Genomic DNA, 18,563 nt, shown 5'->3' with positions numbered 1-18,563 from the left:
TTAGTCGCGTTTGCTCGAGCTGTTTTGGGTGCGCAATTTTACCTGCTGATGCCATTCTTCAAAAGTCGTGCGCCCTCGCCCCTCATTGAACCACTCGGTCTCTAGCTGGTCCCGGATCTTGGCGTTTGCCGGTTTGAGCATTTCAAAGCCGTACCGGCGATTGGCGTCGTCTAACAACCCGCGCATTACACCGCGTTTGCTGCAATCCTCAGGAAGAGGGAATAGGGCCGCAATATGCGCCTTAATTCGACCGATAATTCTGAGACCTATGAGCCCGACGTCGTTGTATGAATTGCAATAGTCTGCCCAAAGATCGGGGTCATTGCTCTGTATGTGTTCCAGCAAAACAATGGCATTCTCATCGTTCCATTCGACGTCACCATTAACTACCTGTCGATGTTTCTTTATGTGCGCTAAGAAACGTTCTCTGCGCGAGAGTCGATTTTCGGGCTGCCACATAGGAAATTTAAAATTCCGCTCATTCGTAAATCGAAAGTCAACTGCGCCAGCGCGGTAGTGCTTCCGATGAAGGTCGGGAAACAGCTCTTCAATGAATGAGCAAATGCGATCGCTCATCGTACTGGAAATGAATCCATTATTGTTCTCAGCTTCAAGATAGGCCTGCCACTCTTCCGGATAGCGTTCCTTGTAGGACGTGATGATGAGGTTGATCTCCTCAGGCGTCCATTCCTTGATGCCGAATATTCGACCCGGAAAGGTTGCACGAATTTTGAAAGGAATTGACGCAACCGCTTCGCTCTCAGGCATCGCGTCCCTGATTTCTGGTTGATAACTAGGACTTACATTTTCACGGCGGACGGATGAACGAATATTCATCATCCAGAACATGAGCATCAAGAACGCTGTAAGCCAAACAGCTGAGAACATCGCCTGCACGACGAGATCGAAACCCCTCAAGTAAGTCACACAATAACATTTTTGTCACGAAAATCACTACTCAACACATCCGCCTTTTGTGATTGTCGTTGAAGTGGATTGCGTCAGGTGCTCAGCGAATTCGACGCGCGCAGGCTGCAGCCGGTGATCTGGAACGTGCCGTCGGGCTGTTGCTGCAGCGTGTAGACAGCCTCGTAATCCTTGCCGTCGGGGCCGACGATCAGCACCTGCTGGACGATCGATGTCGGGCTCGTCTCCTCGACCTTGCCAAAAGAATAGGTCTGTGGGTTGCGCACCGGCGCATAGCCGTTGGTCACCATGTTCATGAAGGTGTCGACGGTCGGGAATATCTGCTTCACGTTGGGTGCGGCGAAGCTATAGGCGGTGGCGCCGTCATTGGCGATGAAGGCTTTCAACTGGCCGTCGATGGCGGCTTGCGCCGCCTTGACCTCGGCATCGCCGGCAAGCGCAGACGACGCCAGGACGAGTGGAACGAACGCGAATGCGAAAAACATGCGGCGCATGGCCTGTCTCCGTTGCCCCTTGCGAAAGCTGCCTCTCCCCAAAACTGTTCCAAGAGGCATTTTAACATACGCATGACGGCGCTTCACGGTTTCATCGGTGGCGAACATTCGTGTCGCCCCCCGCGCGTTGCGGGAAGTCTTAGCCCGGGCCCGAGCCGGCTGAGCATTCATCCGGCGCTTGAAAGCCCGCCTCCAGTCTGTCAGAAGGGCCGCTTGGACTTGGACGTTTAGGGACGAAGCCATGAGGGCGTTTTTCGTGCAGATCAAATGCGAGCTTGGCAAATCCTATGAGGTTGCCAGCGCGCTTGCCGATGCCGAGATCGCCTCGGAAATCTACTCGACTGCCGGCAACTACGATCTGCTCGCCAAATTCTACGTCGACGACGAGGAAGATGTGGGCCATTTCGTCAACGAGAAGGTGCAGATTCTCCCCGGTATCAAGGACACTTTCACCGTCGTCACGTTCCGCGCCTTCTAGAGCCCGTTCCATCCCCGATAGAATCGGGATGGGATTCTATCTCAGTGTTTGAGCATGAACTTCTCCTAAGCTGGATTTCGACTTTTTGGGATCATGCTTCAGCTTCTGAACGCGCCTGCCCGGCCACGAGGCAAAGCCTGATCAAGGGCATATTTCAGCTGCCTTAATTTTGGGCAGCCGCCACATACTGGTCGTCCGTATCCCTCAAATCACCGATTGCGCTTGATTTTCTCCGGCGACGCCAGTGAAATGGTGTCACAGGGGAGTATGCGATTGGCAGCGTTCGATGAAATGCTTCCGGAAGTCTCCGGATTGAGAAGACCGTATTCGGCTTATGATCGCTGGCTGAAGGAGCAGGATCCGGCCAGGCTTACCGAGAAGATGCAGGACGCCGAACGCGTCTTCCGCAAGACCGGCATCACCTTCGCCGTCTATGGCGAGCAGGAAGCTTCCGAGCGGCTGATCCCGTTCGACATCGTTCCCCGCATCATCTCGGGCAATGAGTGGCGGCGCCTGACGCAAGGCATCGAGCAGCGCGTTCAGGCGCTGAACGCTTTCCTCGACGATATCTACCATCGCCAGGAGATCCTGCGGGCAGGGCGCGTTCCCAGGGAATTGATCGCCAAGAACGAGGCGTTCTTGCCGGAAATGATCGGGGTCAGGCCGCCAGCTGGCGTCTACACCCACATCATCGGCGTCGATATCGTCCGCATCAGCGAGGACGAATTCTACGTGCTGGAGGACAATGCGCGCACGCCGTCGGGGGTCTCCTACATGCTGGAGAACCGCGAGACGATGATGCAGCTGTTCCCCGAGCTGTTCCAAAAGATCAAGGTGCGGCCGGTGGAAAACTATCCGCAGCTCCTGAGGCAGTCGCTGGCGGCGGTGCGGCCGCAGAGCACCAAGGGCACGCCGACGATCGCCGTGCTTACGCCCGGCAGCTTCAACTCCGCCTATTTCGAACACGCCTTCCTTGCCGACCAGATGGGCGTGCAGCTTGTCGAAGGTCAGGATCTGCGCGTTGTCGACGGCCATGTCGCGATGCGCACCACCGAAGGCTACAAGCAGATCGATGTGCTTTACCGCCGCGTCGACGATTCTTTCCTCGATCCGCTGACCTTCCGGCCGGACTCCGCACTTGGCATACCCGGCATCATGGACGTCTACCGTGCCGGAAACATCACCATTGCCAATGCGCCGGGAACCGGCATTGCCGACGACAAGGCGATCTACTCCTACATGCCCGAGATCGTGGAATTCTACACCGGCCGCAAGGCGATACTCGGCAACATTCCGACCTGGCGGTGCTCGGAGCCGGACAGCCTGAAATACGTGCTCGAGCACATCGACGAACTGGTGATCAAGGAGGTCCACGGTTCCGGCGGCTACGGCATGCTGGTCGGGCCGGCGGCGACCAAGCAGGAGTGCGAGGATTTTTCCAAAAAACTCGCGGCAAAACCGTCGAACTACATCGCCCAGCCGACGCTGGCGCTGTCGACTTGCCCGATCCTGACTGACAAGGGCCTGGCGCCGCGCCACGTCGATCTCAGACCCTATGTGCTGGTTTCCGACCGCATCCAGATCGTGCCCGGAGGGCTGACGCGCGTCGCGCTGAAGGAAGGGTCGCTGGTCGTCAATTCCTCGCAAGGCGGCGGCACCAAGGATACGTGGGTGCTGGATGATTGATTTTCACTTGAAGGGTTTTTGATGCTTTTAGGCCGCACCGCCAACGGGCTCTATTGGATGAACCGCTATATCGAGCGGGCCGAAAACATGGCGCGGTTGGTGGATGCCGGCTTGCGCATGGCGCTGACCCGCACCCAGAGCGCCTCGGAGGAATGGAATTCGGTGCTGCTCAGCGCCGGCTCCGACGTCGCCTTCACGCAGAAATACCAGGATTATACCGCCGCCAATGTCGCCGACTTCCTGTTGCGCGACACGTCGAACCCGTCGAGCACGATGACGGCGATCGAGACGGCCCGCAACAATGCCCGCATGGTGCGCACCGCGCTGACGCGCGAGACGTGGGAAAGCATCAACGAAGCCTGGATGTCGCTGAAGCGGATGCTGGCAAGGCCGATCGACGAGCGCGACCTGCCGAGCGTGCTCGATGCGATCAAGCGCGAGACGGCGCTGATCCGCGGCTCGTTCTACGGCACCATGCTACGCAACGAGATCTTCGATTTCTCGCAGCTCGGCACCTATGTCGAGCGCGCCGACAACACGGCGCGCATCCTCGACGTGAAATACTATGTGCTGTTGCCCTCGATTTCGTGGGTCGGCTCGACACTCGACAACTACCAATGGGAATCGATCCTGCGCTCGGTGTCGGCGCACCGCTCCTACCGATGGGTCTATGACGCAGACTACAAGCCGACCAACATTGCCGACTATCTAATCCTCAATGTCCGCATGCCGCGTTCGCTGACCTTCTGCTACCGCTTCCTGGCCGAACATCTGAAATTCCTCGGCGATGACTACGGGGAACGTCATGCCTGCCATGCGACCGCCGACAAGACGCAAGCCATGCTGAGAGCCGGGTCGATCAAGGACATATTCGACACCGGCCTGCATGAATTCCTGGCCAATTTCATTCGCGACAACACCAGGCTCGGCGACGAGATCGCGCAGGACTACCGGTTCAATTGAGCATGATCGCGAAAAGTGGGACAAGAGCATGCTCACAAACGGGACATAGTGCATGCGGCTAAAGATCACCCACAGGACCGAATACCGCTACGATGCACCGGTGCACTATCTGCTGCAGCGGCTGCGACTGCTTCCTGTCAGCGGATCGACGCAGACCGTTTTGTCCTGGGCACTGGCCATCGAGGGTGCGCGCGAGGAGGTTCGCTTTGTCGACCATTTCGGCAACGACACCAGGCTGTTGAGCGTCGAGGGCGAGCGCGACTTTATCACCGTGGAAGCGGCCGGCGAAGTGGTGACGCGCGACACTGCGGGCGTCTCCGGACCACACCAGGGTTTTACGCCGCTCTGGCTGTACAGCCATGAAACGCCCTTGACTGCTATCGGCAGCGGTGTTCGCGAGCTCGCCGCATCCGTCGGTAAGGGCACCGACATCGAAAGGCTGCACCGGCTGATGGCTGTCATCGGCGATCGCGTCGCCTACACGCCCGGCACCACCAATGCGGCGACGCCGGCAGAAGAAGCCTTGGCGCTGAAGACCGGTGTCTGCCAGGATCACACCCATATCTTTGCCGCCGCGGCGCGCGCCATGGGCTTTCCTGCCCGCTATATCAGCGGGTATCTGATGCTGGATGCCGCCGTCGAGCAGGCCGCAAGCCATGCCTGGGCCGAAGCGCATGTTGCGGGTCTGGGCTGGGTCGCCTTCGATGCCGCAAACGGCATCTCTCCAGACGAGCGCTATGTAAAAGTGGCAACCGGCCGCGACTATCGCGACGCCACGCCGGTGTCGGGAATTCGGCTGGGACAGGCGGAAGAACAGCTTGCGGTCACCGTCACGGTGGAGCAGTAATCCGCCAGGATTGCTGCCGGAGCAATTCCAGGAAAAGCGTGAAACGGTTTTCCCGGGAAAAGCGGATAGCGCTTTCCCTTGGGAATTGCGTCGAAACAAGGAGATAGAGCGGTTCTGCGTTTCCGTGAAACGATGAATCGCTCTAGAAGAGATTCCATGACCTATTGCGTCGGCCTGAAGATTGATCGCGGGCTCGTGTTCATGTCGGACACGCGCACCAATGCCGGTATGGATTCGATTTCCACCTTCCGCAAGATGCATGTCTGGGAGCAGCCGGGCGAGCGCGTCATCGTGCTGATGTCAGCCGGCAATCTGGCGACGACCCAGGCAGTGGTCAGCCTGCTCGACGAACGCACCAAGGCAATCGCCGATCGTCACGCCACGCTTTTGGAGACGCCGTCGATGTATCAGACGGTGCGGCTGGTCGGCGATACGGTCAAGGAGGTCATCGCCAGCTCGTCACCCGCGGGCGAGAAGGCGGATTCCTACTTCAATGCCTCGTTCATCCTCGGCGGCCAGATCAAGGGCAGCGAACCGCGCCTGTTCATGATCTATCCCGAAGGCAATTTCATCGAATCGACCGACGACACGCCGTTCTTCCAGATCGGCGAGACCAAATATGGCAAGCCGATCATTATCCGCGCCTACGAAAAGACGATGAGCCTTGCAGAGACGGTGAAGCTGCTTCTGGTGTCGTTCGATTCGACACTGAAGTCGAATCTGTCGGTCGGCTTGCCGCTCGACCTGCTCTTCCTGGAGAAGGACACTTTCAAGGTGGGGCTGAAGAAACGGATCGGTCAGGACGACCAGTATTACCGCACGATCTCGGATGGCTGGTCGAATGCGCTGAAGACAGCTTTTGCCAGCCTGCCCGATTTCCCGGGGTAGGCGCGCGGCGCCAGATGGCCGTTGCATATATTTCACATGTTAAATAATATCGAGCCTTGAAGAGCCGGCCGTGACGGGTGGCGGCGAGGAATCCTGTCGGGAGGACACGATGAACAACGATGATTTCCGGCAATGGTCGCGGCGCGCCGCCGACTGGGGCGCCGACTACCGCAACACGCTGCGCGAGCAGCCGGTACGGCCGCTAGTCGAGCCGGGCGATATTTTCAGGAGCATAGAGGCTTCGCCGCCCGAAGACGCCGAACCGATGGACAGGATTTTCTCCGACTTCGAAGAGAAGATCCTGCCGGGGATGACGCATTGGCAGCATCCGCGCTTCTTCGCCTATTTCCCGGCCAATGCGGCGCCGGTCTCGGTGGTGGCGGAATATCTGGTCTCTGCGATGGCCGCGCAATGTATGCTTTGGCAGACCTCGCCGGCGGCGACCGAGCTCGAAACGCGCACCGTCGACTGGATGCGCCAGGCGCTTGGCCTGCCGGAAGGTTTCTCAGGCGTGATCCAGGATTCGGCCTCCTCGGCAACACTGGCCGCGGTGCTGACCATGCGCGAGCGCGCGCTCGACTGGCAAGGCAACAAAAAGGGACTGGCGGGGCAGGCGCGGTTGCGCATCTATTCCTCCGACCAGGTGCACACCTCGATCGACCGGGCGATCTGGGTGTCTGGTATCGGCGAGGACAATCTCGTGCGCATTCCCGTCGGTGGCTGCTTTCGCGCCATGAACACGGCTGCGCTCGAGGCGGCAATCATTGCCGACCGGGAAGCCGGCATGCTGCCGGCCGGCATCATCGCTTGCGTTGGTGGCACAAGCACAGGTGGCACCGACGACATCGCGGCGGTTGCGGAGGTGGCGCGGCGCCATGGCCTTTACCTTCATGTCGACGCGGCCTGGGCCGGCTCGGCAATGATCTGCCCGGAATACCGGCATTTCTGGAGCGGTGTCGAAGCGGCGGATTCCGTTGTCTTCAATCCCCACAAATGGCTCGGTGCGCAGTTCGATTGCTCGATCCAGTTCCTGCGCGATCCCGAAAGCCATGTGCGGACGCTGGCCATCAAGCCGGATTACCTGAAGACCCATGGCCATGACGGCATCATCAATTATTCCGAGTGGTCGGTGCCTCTCGGCCGGCGGTTCCGCGCACTGAAATTGTGGTTCCTGCTGCGCGCGCATGGGCTGGAAAGCCTGCGAACGATGATCCGCAACCATGTCGCCTGGAGCGAAGGCCTTGCCGCGCGGCTGGCAAAGGAGCCGGATTTCGAGATCGTCAGCGAACCGATGCTGTCGCTGTTTTCGTTCCGGCACAAGGCTGCCACCGGCGCCGACGCGGACGAGCACAATCTGCGGCTGGTCAATGCGATCAACGACGATGGCCGCATCTACCTGACGCAGACGAGAGTCGACGGACGAGTGGCGATCCGGTTCCAGGTCGGACAGTTCGAGGCGACTGCCGGCGATGTCGATGCCGCCTTCGTCGTCATCGCCGAAATCGCGCGCGGCATGGGCTGAATCTGCCTTGATGAGGTTGCGTACAGCTTTGGCTTTGCGATCAGGTAAATTCTATTAGCCGGCTTATGCCTTTTCATTGCTTTCGTTTTCGACTATAGACAAGAAAAACGAAAACGGGAGGTTGCCCATGTATCTGTCGCCGCGCCATTCCGAAATCATCCAGATGGCCAAGGATCATGGTCGCGTGCTGGTCGACGATCTGGCCACCCACTTCAATGTGACGCCGCAGACCATACGCAAGGATCTCAACGACCTGTGCGATCAGCGGCTGCTTTCGCGCATCCATGGTGGTGCGTTGTTCCCCTCCGGCATCGAGAACATGGAGTATGAGGCCAGGCGCAAGATCGCCGCCGACGAGAAGGAAGCGATCGGCCGCGCGGCAGCCAGACTGATCCCCGACAATGCCTCGCTGTTCATCAACATCGGCACCACGACGGAGTCGGTCAGCAAGGCGCTGCTCGATCACAACGGGCTGATGGTCATCACCAACAACATCAATGTTGCCAACAGGATGCGCATATATCCCTCGATCGAGGTGGTGATCGCCGGTGGGGTTGTGCGCGGTTCCGATGGCGGCGTGGTCGGCGAAGCTGCGGTCGATTTCATCCGGCAGTTCAAGGTCGATTATGCGGTGATCGGCGCTTCGGCCATCGACCATGACGGCGCCTTGCTCGACTTCGATTTCCGTGAGGTCAAGGTGGCGCAGGCGATCATCGCCAATGCGCGTCATGTCATCCTGGTTTCCGACCAGACCAAATTCGAGCGCACCGCGCCGGTCCGCATCGGACATCTGTCGCAAGTCAACACCTTCATCACCGACCGTTGCGACATTCCGTCAGTGCGCAAGATTTGCCAGGAGGCCGAGGTTCAACTGATCGAGACGTCGCTCGGCTAAGCGGTATCGGCATATCATCACGCGCCCGTGATATTTCGTTTGACATTCGTTCTTATTTCGAAATAATCCCGATACGGTTTCGTAAAAACCTAAAAATGCTGCAATGCGAAATCGCGGGAGGGCTTTTTGGACGCAATCCGGGACATCTTCGTCATCGGTGGCGGCATCAATGGTTGCGGCATTGCCCGCGATGCCGTCGGGCGTGGCTTTTCCGTGTTTCTCGCCGAGATGAGCGACCTCGCCAGCGGGACCTCCTCAGGATCGACCAAGTTGATCCATGGCGGCCTGCGCTACCTCGAATTCTATGAATTCCGCCTGGTGCGCGAGGCGCTGATGGAGCGCGAGGTTCTGTGGAAGAACGCGCCGCATATCATCTGGCCGATGCGCTTCGTGCTGCCCTATGCCAAGGGCTTGCGTCCGGCCTGGTTGATAAGGCTCGGCCTCTTTCTCTACGATCACATTGGCGGGCGCAAATTGCTGCCGGCGACCAGGACGCTGGACATGACCAGGGATCCGGCCGGCAAACCCCTGAAGCCGCTGTTCAAAAGGGCCTTCGAATATTCGGATGGTTGGGTCAACGATGCGCGGCTGGTGGCGCTGAACGCGCGTGATGCCGCCGATCGCGGCGCAACCATCCGCACCCGTACGAAAGTGGTCGAAGCACGCCGCGAAAATGGGTTGTGGACGATCAAGATCGAGAACCTGCAAACCGGCGAGACCGAGGAGATCAAGGCAAGGCTGCTGGTCAATGCCGCCGGACCCTGGGTCGATCATGTGCTGTCCGGCGTGGTCGGCCTCAACGATGTGCACAATGTCCGCCTCGTGCAGGGCAGCCACATCGTCATCGCCAAGAAATTCGACGATCCGCGCGCCTATTTCTTCCAGAACAAGGATGGCCGCATCATCTTCGCCATTCCCTACGAGGAAGAGTTCACCTTGATCGGCACCACCGACCAGGACTATCCCGGCGACCCGCATGACGTGAAGATCAGCGACACCGAGATCGACTACCTCTGTGCCGCGGCAAGCGAATATTTCGCGCAACCGGTCAAGCGCCAGGACATCGTCTGGACCTATTCGGCCGTCCGTCCTCTCTACGATGACGGCGCTTCGAAGGCGCAGGAAGCGACGCGCGACTATGTGATCAAGGCCGATGGTGGCGAGGGCGCTGCGCCGGTCGTCAATGCGTTCGGCGGCAAGATCACCACCTATCGCCGGTTGTCGGAATCGATGCTGGAAAAGATCGAGGGCTTCCTCGGCAAGCGCGGCAAGCCATGGACGGCAAACGCGCCGTTGCCGGGCGGAGATTTCCCGGCCACCGGCTTCGACGCGCAAGTGGCGAAGCTGAAGTCGGCCTATCCCTTCCTCGACGCACGCCTGGCCCGCAGGCTGACCCGGCTTTACGGGACGCGGGCGCAGGTTCTGCTGGGCCTGGCCAAATCGAATGCCGATCTCGGCCGCAATTTCGGTGCCGATCTCTACGAGGCCGAGATACGCTACCTCGTTGAGAACGAATGGGCGGTCACCGCCGAGGATGTGCTATGGCGCAGGACCAAGCGCGGCCTGCACCTTAGCCGCGAGCAGGTGGCATCGCTGGATGAATTCATGCGCGGCATAAGCCGGCGGCATGTCGCGGCTGCCGAATGAAGAGGGGTTTGAGCTGATGCGGAAAGCCTGGGAGGAGGCGTCATGCTGGAACTGAGAAACGTCACCAAGATGGTCGGCGCGGTCGAGCATATCCGCGATGTCTCGCTGACGCTTCAGCACGGCTCGCTCAACGTCCTGCTTGGGCCCACGCTTTCCGGCAAGACCAGCCTGATGCGGCTGATGGCCGGTCTCGACGTGCCGACCTCCGGTTCGGTCTGGTTTGATGGCCACAATGTCACCGGCGTGCCGGTGCAGAAGCGCAAGATCGCCATGGTCTACCAGCAGTTCATCAATTATCCGGCGATGACCGTCTATGAGAACATCGCCTCGCCGCTGCGGGTCGCCGGCGCCGATCAGGCCAAGATCGACAAGGAAGTGCGCGAGGCCGCGGCCCTGCTCAAGCTGACGCCCTATCTCGACCGCACGCCGCTCAGCCTGTCGGGCGGGCAGCAGCAGCGCACGGCACTGGCGCGCGCCATCGTCAAGAATGCCAGCCTGGTGCTGCTCGACGAGCCGCTTGCCAATCTCGACTACAAATTGCGCGAGGAATTGCGCGCCGAACTGCCGAGGATTTTCGCCGCCGCCGGCACCATCTTCGTCTATGCCACGACCGAACCGCATGAAGCGCTGCTGCTCGGCGGCAATACGGCGACACTTTCCGAAGGACGCATCACGCAGTTCGGCCCGACCATCGAGGTGTTCCGCAAGCCGGCCGACCTGGTGACGGCAAGGACCTTCGCCGATCCGCCGCTCAACACCATCGTGCTCGCCAAGAAGGGCCCGGATTTCCTGCTCGACGGCGGCGTGAAGCTGCCGGTGCCGGCCGAGCTCTCCGGCATTGCCGATGCCAACTATACGATTGGCTTCCAGCCGCATCATCTGTCGCTCGAACGGCCCAATGCCTTGGCCGTGCCGGTGCGCGCAAAGGTCACGATCACTGAAATCACCGGGTCGGAGAGCTTCATCCATCTCGATTTCGCAGATGTGCGTTGGGTGATGCTGACCCACGGCATCCGCCATTTCGAGCCGGACGAGGTGGTCGAGGTGTTCATCGATCCACGCCACATCATGGTTTTCGACGAGCACGGCCGCGCCGTCAGCGCGCCGAAGCTGGCGGCATAGGAGGGCGACATGGCGCGCATCGACGTCAATCATGTCAGGCATTCCTATCTACCGAACCCGCGCACGGATGCCGATTTTGCGCTGCGCGAAGTGCATCACACCTTCGAAGATGGCGGCGCCTATGCGCTGCTCGGCCCGTCCGGTTGCGGCAAGACCACGCTGCTCAACATCATTTCGGGCCTGCTTCATCCCTCGCATGGCCAGTTGCTGTTCAATGGCAGGGACGTGACCAACCTGTCGACGCAGGAGCGCAACATCGCGCAGGTGTTCCAGTTCCCGGTCATCTACGACACCATGACCGTCTACGACAATCTGGCCTTCCCGCTGCGCAACCGCGGCGTGCCGGAAGCCGATGTCGACCGCAAGGTGCGCGAGACGCTGGAGATGATCGATCTGGCGTCCTGGGCAAAGAAGAAGGCGAGGGGCCTGACCGCCGACCAGAAGCAGAAGATTTCGCTTGGCCGCGGACTGGTGCGCTCCGACGTCAACGCCATCCTGTTCGATGAACCGCTGACCGTCATCGACCCGCACATGAAGTGGGTGCTGCGCTCGCAGCTGAAGCAGCTTCACCGCCGCTTCGGCTACACCATGGTCTATGTCACCCACGACCAGACCGAGGCGTTGACCTTCGCCGACCAGGTTGTGGTGATGTATGATGGCGGCATCGTGCAGATCGGCACCCCGGCGGAACTGTTCGAACGGCCGCGTCACACTTTCGTCGGCTATTTCATCGGCTCGCCCGGCATGAACGTCATGCCGGTGGCAATCGACGGCAAGACGGCAACGCTTGGCTCGCAGCGGGTCGAACTGCCGGGCGCGCCGAAGGCGGGCAGCGGCGCCATCGAACTTGGTATCCGTCCCGAATATGTGCGGCTCGGCCGCGACGGCATGGCTGTCTCCATCAGCAAGGTCGAGGATGTCGGACGCCACAAGGTGGTGCGCGCCAAGCTGGAAGGCCGCGACATCGCGGCGGTCATCGGCGAGGACGAAACCGTGCCTGCCGAACCGAAAGTGCGGTTCGACCCGGCCGGCATCAACATCTATGCCGATTCCTGGCGCGTCGAGATGGGGGCATAGATGGAAAAGACCTGGAACAACAAGGCCTGGTTTTTGGTGCTGCCGGTGCTGGTGCTGGTGGCCTTCACCGCGGTCATCCCGCTGATGACGGTCGTCAACTATTCGGTGCAGGACACGTTCGGCAACAATGTCTTCACCTGGGCAGGCACCGAATGGTTCGAGGAGCTGCTCTCGTCCAGCCGCTTCTGGGAGGCGATGGTCCGCAACCTGATCTTCTCCTTCATCATCCTGGCCATCCAAGTGCCGCTCGGCATCTTCATCGCGCTCAACATGCCGAAAAAGGGCTGGGGCGTGCCGGTCTGCCTGGTGCTGATGTCGCTGCCGCTGCTGATCCCGTGGAACGTGGTCGGCACCATCTGGCAGGTGTTCGGGCGCAACGACATCGGGCTGCTGGGCTATTATCTCAACGCGATCGGCATCAACTACAACTATGTGCAGGATCCGTTCGATGCCTGGGTGACGATCATCGTCATGGACGTCTGGCACTGGACCAGCCTTGTCGTGCTGCTTTGCTATGCCGGCCTGGTCTCGATCCCGGATGCCTTCTATCAGGCGGCCAAGATCGACGGCGCCTCGCGCTGGGCGGTGTTCCGCTACATCCAGCTGCCGAAGATGCAGCGCGTGCTTTTGATCGCCGTGCTTTTGCGCTTCATGGATAGTTTCATGATCTACACCGAACCTTTCGTCGTCACCGGCGGCGGTCCCGGCAATTCGACGACCTTCCTGTCGATCGACCTCGTCAAGACCGCGCTCGGCCAGTTCGACCTTGGTCCGGCGGCAGCGATGTCGCTGGTCTACTTCCTCATCATCCTGTTGTTGTCATGGGTGTTCTACACCGTGATGACCAATTACGACGCGGAGCGCTGAGATGAGCGGCGCCAACGAAAGAGCGAACAGAGTGAGCGAGACGACAGCTTCGGGAGACCTGGCCAGCACGCTGTCGCAGGACGAGGTCGCCCGGCTGATGCGGCGTCGCGGCGAGGAATCGCGCTGGTGGTGGATCGTGCCGACGATCTACATCATCGTTCTCTTGCTGCCGATCTACTGGCTCATCAACATGAGCTTCAAGACCAATGCCGAGATCGTCTCCTCGCTGACGCTCTATCCGCACGCGCCGACGATCGCCAATTACGTCACCATCTTCACCGACGCCTCCTGGTATTCGGGCTACATCAATTCGATCACCTATGTGGTGATGAACATGGTGATTTCGGTGGCCGCCGCGTTGCCGGCGGCCTACGCCTTCTCGCGCTACCGCTTCCTCGGCGACAAGCATCTGTTCTTCTGGCTTTTGACCAACCGCATGGCGCCGCCGGCGGTGTTCGCGTTGCCGTTCTTCCAGCTCTACTCAGCCTTCGGCCTGATCGACACCCATATCGCGGTGGCGCTGGCACACTGCCTGTTCAACGTGCCTTTGGCGGTGTGGATCCTCGAAGGCTTCATGTCGGGCGTGCCGAAGGAGATCGACGAGACCGCCTATATCGACGGCTATTCGTTCCCGCGTTTCTTCGTCAAGATCTTCATGCCGCTGATCGCCAGCGGCATCGGCGTCGCCTGCTTCTTCTGCTTCATGTTCTCATGGGTGGAACTGCTGATCGCCCGCACGCTGACGACGACCGATGCCAAGCCGATCGCCGCCACCATGACCCGCACTGTCTCTGCCGCCGGCATGGACTGGGGTCTGCTCGCCGCCGCCGGGGTGCTGACCCTGATCCCTGGCGCGCTCGTGATCTGGTTCGTCCGCAATTATATCGCCAAGGGCTTCGCCCTGGGGAGGGTATGACAATGAACTTTGACCTCTCCTGGATGGCGTGGACGTGGCCGACGGCGGCCTTCTTCGCAACCATTCTTCTGCTGCTGTGCGGCATGGCGGTGTGGGAATACGCTTCGCCGGGTGGCAATCCGCGCGTCGGCATCCTGCGCTTCGAGACGACGCGCGGCGACCGCCTTTTCCTCTCGCTGCTTGGCAGCGCCTTTATCCATCTCGCTTGGCTGGGTCTCGTTGGGCCCAGCCTGTGGTGGGCTCTCGCTCTCTCCGTGGTCTACGCCATCGGCGTGTTCCGCTACGTATAGAGGGGGAAACTGTTGGAGCGACCGCGTGCCGGCGGCCGCTCCAGATCGCACTTGAAACCTGAAACAGTGGAGGAAACTTATGCGACGGCAATTTTTAACATCAACGACTGCCCTTGTCCTATTGCTCGGGGCAGGCAACGCCTATGCCGGAATGGACGAGGCAAAGGCATTCCTGGACAAGGAAATCGGCCCGCTGTCGACGCTTTCGCGCGCCGACCAGGAAGCTGAAATGCAGTGGTTTATTGACGCAGCCAAGCCGTTCGCCGGCATGGACATCAAGGTCGTCTCCGAAACCATCGCCACCCACCAGTATGAATCGCAGGTGCTGGCGCCAGCCTTTACCGCCATCACCGGCATCAAGATCACGCATGACGTCATCCAGGAAGGCGACGTCGTCGAGAAGATCCAGACCCAGATGCAGACCGGCCAGAACCTCTATGACGGCTGGGTCAACGATTCCGATCTGATCGGCACCCACTGGCGCTACCAGCAGGTGCGCAACCTGACCGACTGGATGGCGGGCGACGGCAAGGATGTCACCAACCCGAACCTCGACCTGAAGGACTTCATCGGTACCTCATTCACGACGGCGCCCGACAAGAAGCTCTATCAGCTCCCCGACCAGCAGTTCGCCAACCTCTACTGGTTCCGTTACGACTGGTTCAACGACGAGAAGAACAAGGCCGACTTCAAGGCGAAGTACGGCTACGACCTCGGCGTTCCCGTCAACTGGTCGGCCTATGAGGACATCGCCGAATTCTTCACCGGCCGCGAGATCGACGGCAAGAAGGTCTATGGCCACATGGACTATGGCAAGAAGGACCCGTCGCTCGGCTGGCGGTTCACCGACGCCTGGCTGTCGATGGCCGGCAACGGCGACAAGGGCATTCCGAACGGTCTGCCGGTCGATGAATGGGGCATCAAGGTCGACGAAAACTCACGGCCCGTCGGCTCCTGCACGGCACGCGGCGGCGACACCAATGGTCCTGCGGCAGTCTACTCGATCCAGAAGTACCTCGACTGGCTGAAGGCCTACGCTCCGGCCGAAGCCCAGGGCATGACCTTCTCCGAATCCGGCCCGGTGCCGGCTCAGGGCGCGGTCGCGCAGCAGATCTTCTGGTACACCGCCTTCACGGCGTCGATGGTCGATGCCGGCGCCAAGGCGGTGCTGAACGACGACGGCACGCCGAAGTGGCGCATGGCGCCGTCGCCGCATGGCGTCTACTGGAAGGACGGCATGAAGCTCGGTTATCAGGACGTCGGTTCCTGGACGCTGATGAAGTCGACGCCGACCGACCGCGCCAAGGCCGCCTGGCTCTACGCGCAGTTCGTCACCTCGAAGACCGTGGACGTGAAGAAGAGCCATGTCGGCTTGACCTTCATCCGCGAGAGCACGATCCACGACAAGAGCTTCACCGAGCGTGCGCCGAAACTCGGCGGCTTGATCGAGTTCTATCGCTCGCCGGCTCGCGTCCAGTGGTCGCCGACCGGCACCAACGTGCCTGACTATCCGAAGCTGGCACAGCTCTGGTGGCAGGCGATCGGCGATGCGTCGTCGGGTGCCAAGACCGCGCAGGAAGCGATGGATTCGCTCTGCGGCGAGCAGGAAAAGGTCATGACCCGCATCGAGAAGTCGGGCGTCCAGGGCGATATCGGCCCGAAGATGGCCGAAGAGCATGACCTCGCCTACTGGAACGCCGAGGCGGTCAAGAAAGGCAATCTCGCGCCTCAGCTCAAGATCGAGAACGAGAAGGAAAAGCCGATGACCGTCAACTACGACGAACTGGTCAAGAGCTGGCAGAAATAGGACTGTCCTATGCGGGCGTTCGCGCCCGTGTGAAAATTGGGGGAGGCGGCATGTTGCCGTCTCCCCTGTTTGTATCAAGGCGGAGGACGTGGGAATGAGCGGTTTTGTGCTGGCAATCGACCAGGGAACGACATCGACCCGGGCGATCCTGTTCGATGGCCAGATGAAGGTTGTCGGCAGCGGGCAGAAGGAATTCACCCAGCACTATCCGGCCTCCGGCTGGGTCGAGCATGACCCTGAGGAAATCTGGGCGAGCGTCGTGACGACGGTGAAGGCTGCGCTGAAACAGGCCGGCCGCCCCGCTTCGGACGTCGCGGCGCTCGGCATCACCAATCAGCGCGAGACCATCGTCATCTGGGACAGGGCGACCGGCAAGCCGATCCACAATGCCATCGTCTGGCAGGACCGGCGCACCGCACCGCTCTGCCAGAAACTCAAGAAGCAGGGGCTGGAGAAGAAATTCACCAAAAAGACCGGTCTGCTGCTCGATCCCTATTTCTCCGGCACCAAGATCGCCTGGATGCTCGACAAGGTGAAAGGAGCGCGACGGCGCGCCGAGAAGGGCGAATTGCTGGCCGGCACCATCGACAGCTTCCTGATCTGGCGCCTGACCGGCGGCACGGTCCATGCCACGGATGCCACCAACGCCTCGCGCACGCTGGTCTACAACATCGCTGAGAATGCCTGGGACGACGAGTTGCTGTCGATTCTCGACATCCCGGCAAAGATGCTCCCCGAGGTAAAAGACTGTGCCGATGACTATGGAATCACGGAGAAAAATCTCTTCGGTGCCGAGATAAGAATCCTCGGCGTAGCCGGCGACCAGCATGCCGCGACCATTGGCCAGGCCTGCTTCGAGCCGGGCATGATGAAGTCGACCTATGGCACCGGCTGTTTTGCGCTGCTCAACACCGGCAGCGACCTGGTGCGTTCGAAGAACCGGCTGCTGACCACCATTGCCTACCGGCTGAATGGCAAGACGACCTACGCGCTGGAAGGCTCGATCTTCATCGCCGGGGCTGCCGTGCAATGGCTGCGCGATGGCATCAGGGTGATCGGCAAGGCCGAGCAGAGCGGCAAACTGGCGGCCGAAGCCGATCCGACCCAAAACGTCTATCTGGTGCCGGCCTTTGTCGGGCTCGGCGCACCGCATTGGGATGCCGACGCTCGAGGCGCCATTTTTGGGCTGACGCGCAATTCCGGTCCGGCGGAGTTTGCACGCGCTGCCCTGGAATCCGTCGCCTACCAGACGCGGGATCTGCTTGATGCCATGCACAAGGACTGGAAGGGCGCGTCGGTCGAGACCGTGCTCAGGGTCGATGGCGGCATGGTGGCGTCGGACTGGACCATGCAGCGCCTGGCCGACATCCTCGATGCGCCGGTCGACCGCCCGACCATTCTGGAGACGACGGCACTCGGTGCCGCATGGCTGGCCGGCTCGAGGGCCGGCGTCTGGCCGGATGCCAGGAAGTTTGCGAAAAGCTGGGCGCTCGAACGGCGCTTCCAGCCGGACATGGACACGCCGACGCGCTCCACCAAGCTGGCGGGCTGGCGCGATGCTGTGCGCAGGACACTGAGTGTGCCATAAGCAATCATCAGGGTCTTGGGACGAGAGAAATGAAGCCTGACTGGGTATCCAGCTTGGCGCGACGAGGCCATCAAACAACTGAAGGTCAAGAATGACCGCTTGGAGAAAGACTTCCGCATCGGCCACTGGTCTCGCTACGACTATGACATAGCAACCAGAAGGCTTCTGTTTTCAAAAGACGGGGACGTCAGAGTGACTGCGGAGGTCCAGATTGCAGGTTACACGACCGCTAAGTCACAGAGTTGGCTCTGGGCTTGGGCAGCTTCAAATTGGCCCGACGATGTCATGATCGACGCAAAACTGGTTCGAACGTTCGGCGAGACGAACAGCATCGACGAACTGACTCAGCTTTACGTCACGGATGCGGATGGTGACCTGGAAGTGCTTGGGTGGGAACTTAGCGCTGTGGCGGTTCGAATTAGCGACGCACTCGGAGCATATCGCTCACCGCACGGGGAATCAGATGGGCGTTATTACATCATCAAGAGCGTCAGCTGGGCTGGCTGATAATGGCTCGCCAAATTGAAGAGCCCGCGCCATTTATGACGC

At 60.3% G+C, this 18,563-nt stretch carries 18 protein-coding genes; 16 read left to right on the top strand and 2 right to left on the bottom strand.

What is annotated here, in order from left to right:
• Together AC07FD_RS31155 and AC07FD_RS31150 are read right to left on the bottom strand one after the other, a co-directional pair.
• Positions 1-897: a hypothetical protein gene (locus AC07FD_RS31155; protein WP_478352964.1), complete on the bottom strand. Its 897-nt coding sequence runs from the start codon at positions 895-897 to the stop codon at positions 1-3.
• Positions 898-1,001: 104 nt separating this feature from the next.
• Entirely contained in the window at positions 1,002-1,421 is a 420-nt protein-coding gene (locus AC07FD_RS31150) for a DUF4864 domain-containing protein (protein ID WP_477227299.1), read from the bottom strand.
• Between the two features lie 241 nt (positions 1,422-1,662).
• Between AC07FD_RS31150 and AC07FD_RS31145 the strand changes: the two genes are divergently transcribed.
• The 16 genes from AC07FD_RS31145 (at position 1,663) to AC07FD_RS31070 (ending at position 18,521) form a co-directional block, all read left to right on the top strand.
• Complete coding sequence (locus AC07FD_RS31145) at positions 1,663-1,899, top strand: Lrp/AsnC family transcriptional regulator (RefSeq protein WP_095085044.1); 237 nt, start codon at positions 1,663-1,665, stop codon at positions 1,897-1,899.
• A gap of 273 nt (positions 1,900-2,172) precedes the next feature.
• Positions 2,173-3,585: a circularly permuted type 2 ATP-grasp protein gene (locus tag AC07FD_RS31140; RefSeq protein WP_478352963.1), complete on the top strand. Its 1,413-nt coding sequence runs from the start codon at positions 2,173-2,175 to the stop codon at positions 3,583-3,585.
• Positions 3,586-3,606: 21 nt separating this feature from the next.
• Entirely contained in the window at positions 3,607-4,548 is a 942-nt protein-coding gene (locus tag AC07FD_RS31135) for an alpha-E domain-containing protein (protein ID WP_478352962.1), read from the top strand.
• 52 nt (positions 4,549-4,600) lie between these two features.
• The gene (locus AC07FD_RS31130) at positions 4,601-5,395 is read left to right on the top strand and encodes a transglutaminase family protein (protein ID WP_477227297.1); all 795 of its coding nucleotides are present in this window, start codon (positions 4,601-4,603) and stop codon (positions 5,393-5,395) included.
• 156 nt (positions 5,396-5,551) lie between these two features.
• Positions 5,552-6,283, top strand: a complete 732-nt coding sequence (locus tag AC07FD_RS31125; protein ID WP_095085040.1) for a proteasome-type protease — start codon at positions 5,552-5,554, stop codon at positions 6,281-6,283.
• 109 nt (positions 6,284-6,392) lie between these two features.
• The gene (locus AC07FD_RS31120) at positions 6,393-7,805 is read left to right on the top strand and encodes a pyridoxal phosphate-dependent decarboxylase family protein (RefSeq protein WP_478352961.1); all 1,413 of its coding nucleotides are present in this window, start codon (positions 6,393-6,395) and stop codon (positions 7,803-7,805) included.
• Between the two features lie 127 nt (positions 7,806-7,932).
• Positions 7,933-8,700, top strand: a complete 768-nt coding sequence (locus AC07FD_RS31115) for a DeoR/GlpR family DNA-binding transcription regulator (protein WP_478352960.1) — start codon at positions 7,933-7,935, stop codon at positions 8,698-8,700.
• Between the two features lie 126 nt (positions 8,701-8,826).
• The gene (gene glpD, locus AC07FD_RS31110) at positions 8,827-10,347 is read left to right on the top strand and encodes a glycerol-3-phosphate dehydrogenase (protein ID WP_478352959.1); all 1,521 of its coding nucleotides are present in this window, start codon (positions 8,827-8,829) and stop codon (positions 10,345-10,347) included.
• 42 nt (positions 10,348-10,389) lie between these two features.
• Positions 10,390-11,469, top strand: a complete 1,080-nt coding sequence (locus AC07FD_RS31105) for an ABC transporter ATP-binding protein (RefSeq protein ID WP_478352958.1) — start codon at positions 10,390-10,392, stop codon at positions 11,467-11,469.
• A 9-nt stretch (positions 11,470-11,478) separates the two neighbouring features.
• Positions 11,479-12,546 carry an ABC transporter ATP-binding protein gene (locus tag AC07FD_RS31100; protein WP_478352957.1) on the top strand — a complete coding sequence of 356 codons (1,068 nt, stop codon included), beginning with the start codon at positions 11,479-11,481 and terminating at the stop codon, positions 12,544-12,546.
• The gene (locus tag AC07FD_RS31095; protein ID WP_478352956.1) at positions 12,547-13,413 is read left to right on the top strand and encodes a carbohydrate ABC transporter permease; all 867 of its coding nucleotides are present in this window, start codon (positions 12,547-12,549) and stop codon (positions 13,411-13,413) included.
• A 1-nt stretch (position 13,414) separates the two neighbouring features.
• Positions 13,415-14,329 carry a carbohydrate ABC transporter permease gene (locus AC07FD_RS31090; RefSeq protein ID WP_478352955.1) on the top strand — a complete coding sequence of 305 codons (915 nt, stop codon included), beginning with the start codon at positions 13,415-13,417 and terminating at the stop codon, positions 14,327-14,329.
• A 2-nt stretch (positions 14,330-14,331) separates the two neighbouring features.
• Complete coding sequence (locus tag AC07FD_RS31085; protein ID WP_095085033.1) at positions 14,332-14,619, top strand: DUF2160 domain-containing protein; 288 nt, start codon at positions 14,332-14,334, stop codon at positions 14,617-14,619.
• A gap of 79 nt (positions 14,620-14,698) precedes the next feature.
• Positions 14,699-16,426 carry an ABC transporter substrate-binding protein gene (locus tag AC07FD_RS31080; RefSeq protein ID WP_478352954.1) on the top strand — a complete coding sequence of 576 codons (1,728 nt, stop codon included), beginning with the start codon at positions 14,699-14,701 and terminating at the stop codon, positions 16,424-16,426.
• Positions 16,427-16,520: 94 nt separating this feature from the next.
• A complete protein-coding gene (glpK, locus tag AC07FD_RS31075; RefSeq protein WP_478352953.1) occupies positions 16,521-18,014 on the top strand; it encodes a glycerol kinase GlpK in 1,494 nt (497 codons plus the stop codon).
• Positions 18,015-18,113: 99 nt separating this feature from the next.
• Positions 18,114-18,521: a DUF6882 domain-containing protein gene (locus AC07FD_RS31070; protein WP_478352952.1), complete on the top strand. Its 408-nt coding sequence runs from the start codon at positions 18,114-18,116 to the stop codon at positions 18,519-18,521.
• Positions 18,522-18,563: the final 42 nt, after the last annotated feature.

It is taken from the genome of Mesorhizobium waitakense (assembly GCF_056431085.1).
This window is presented reverse-complemented; position numbering and strand designations above follow the sequence as displayed.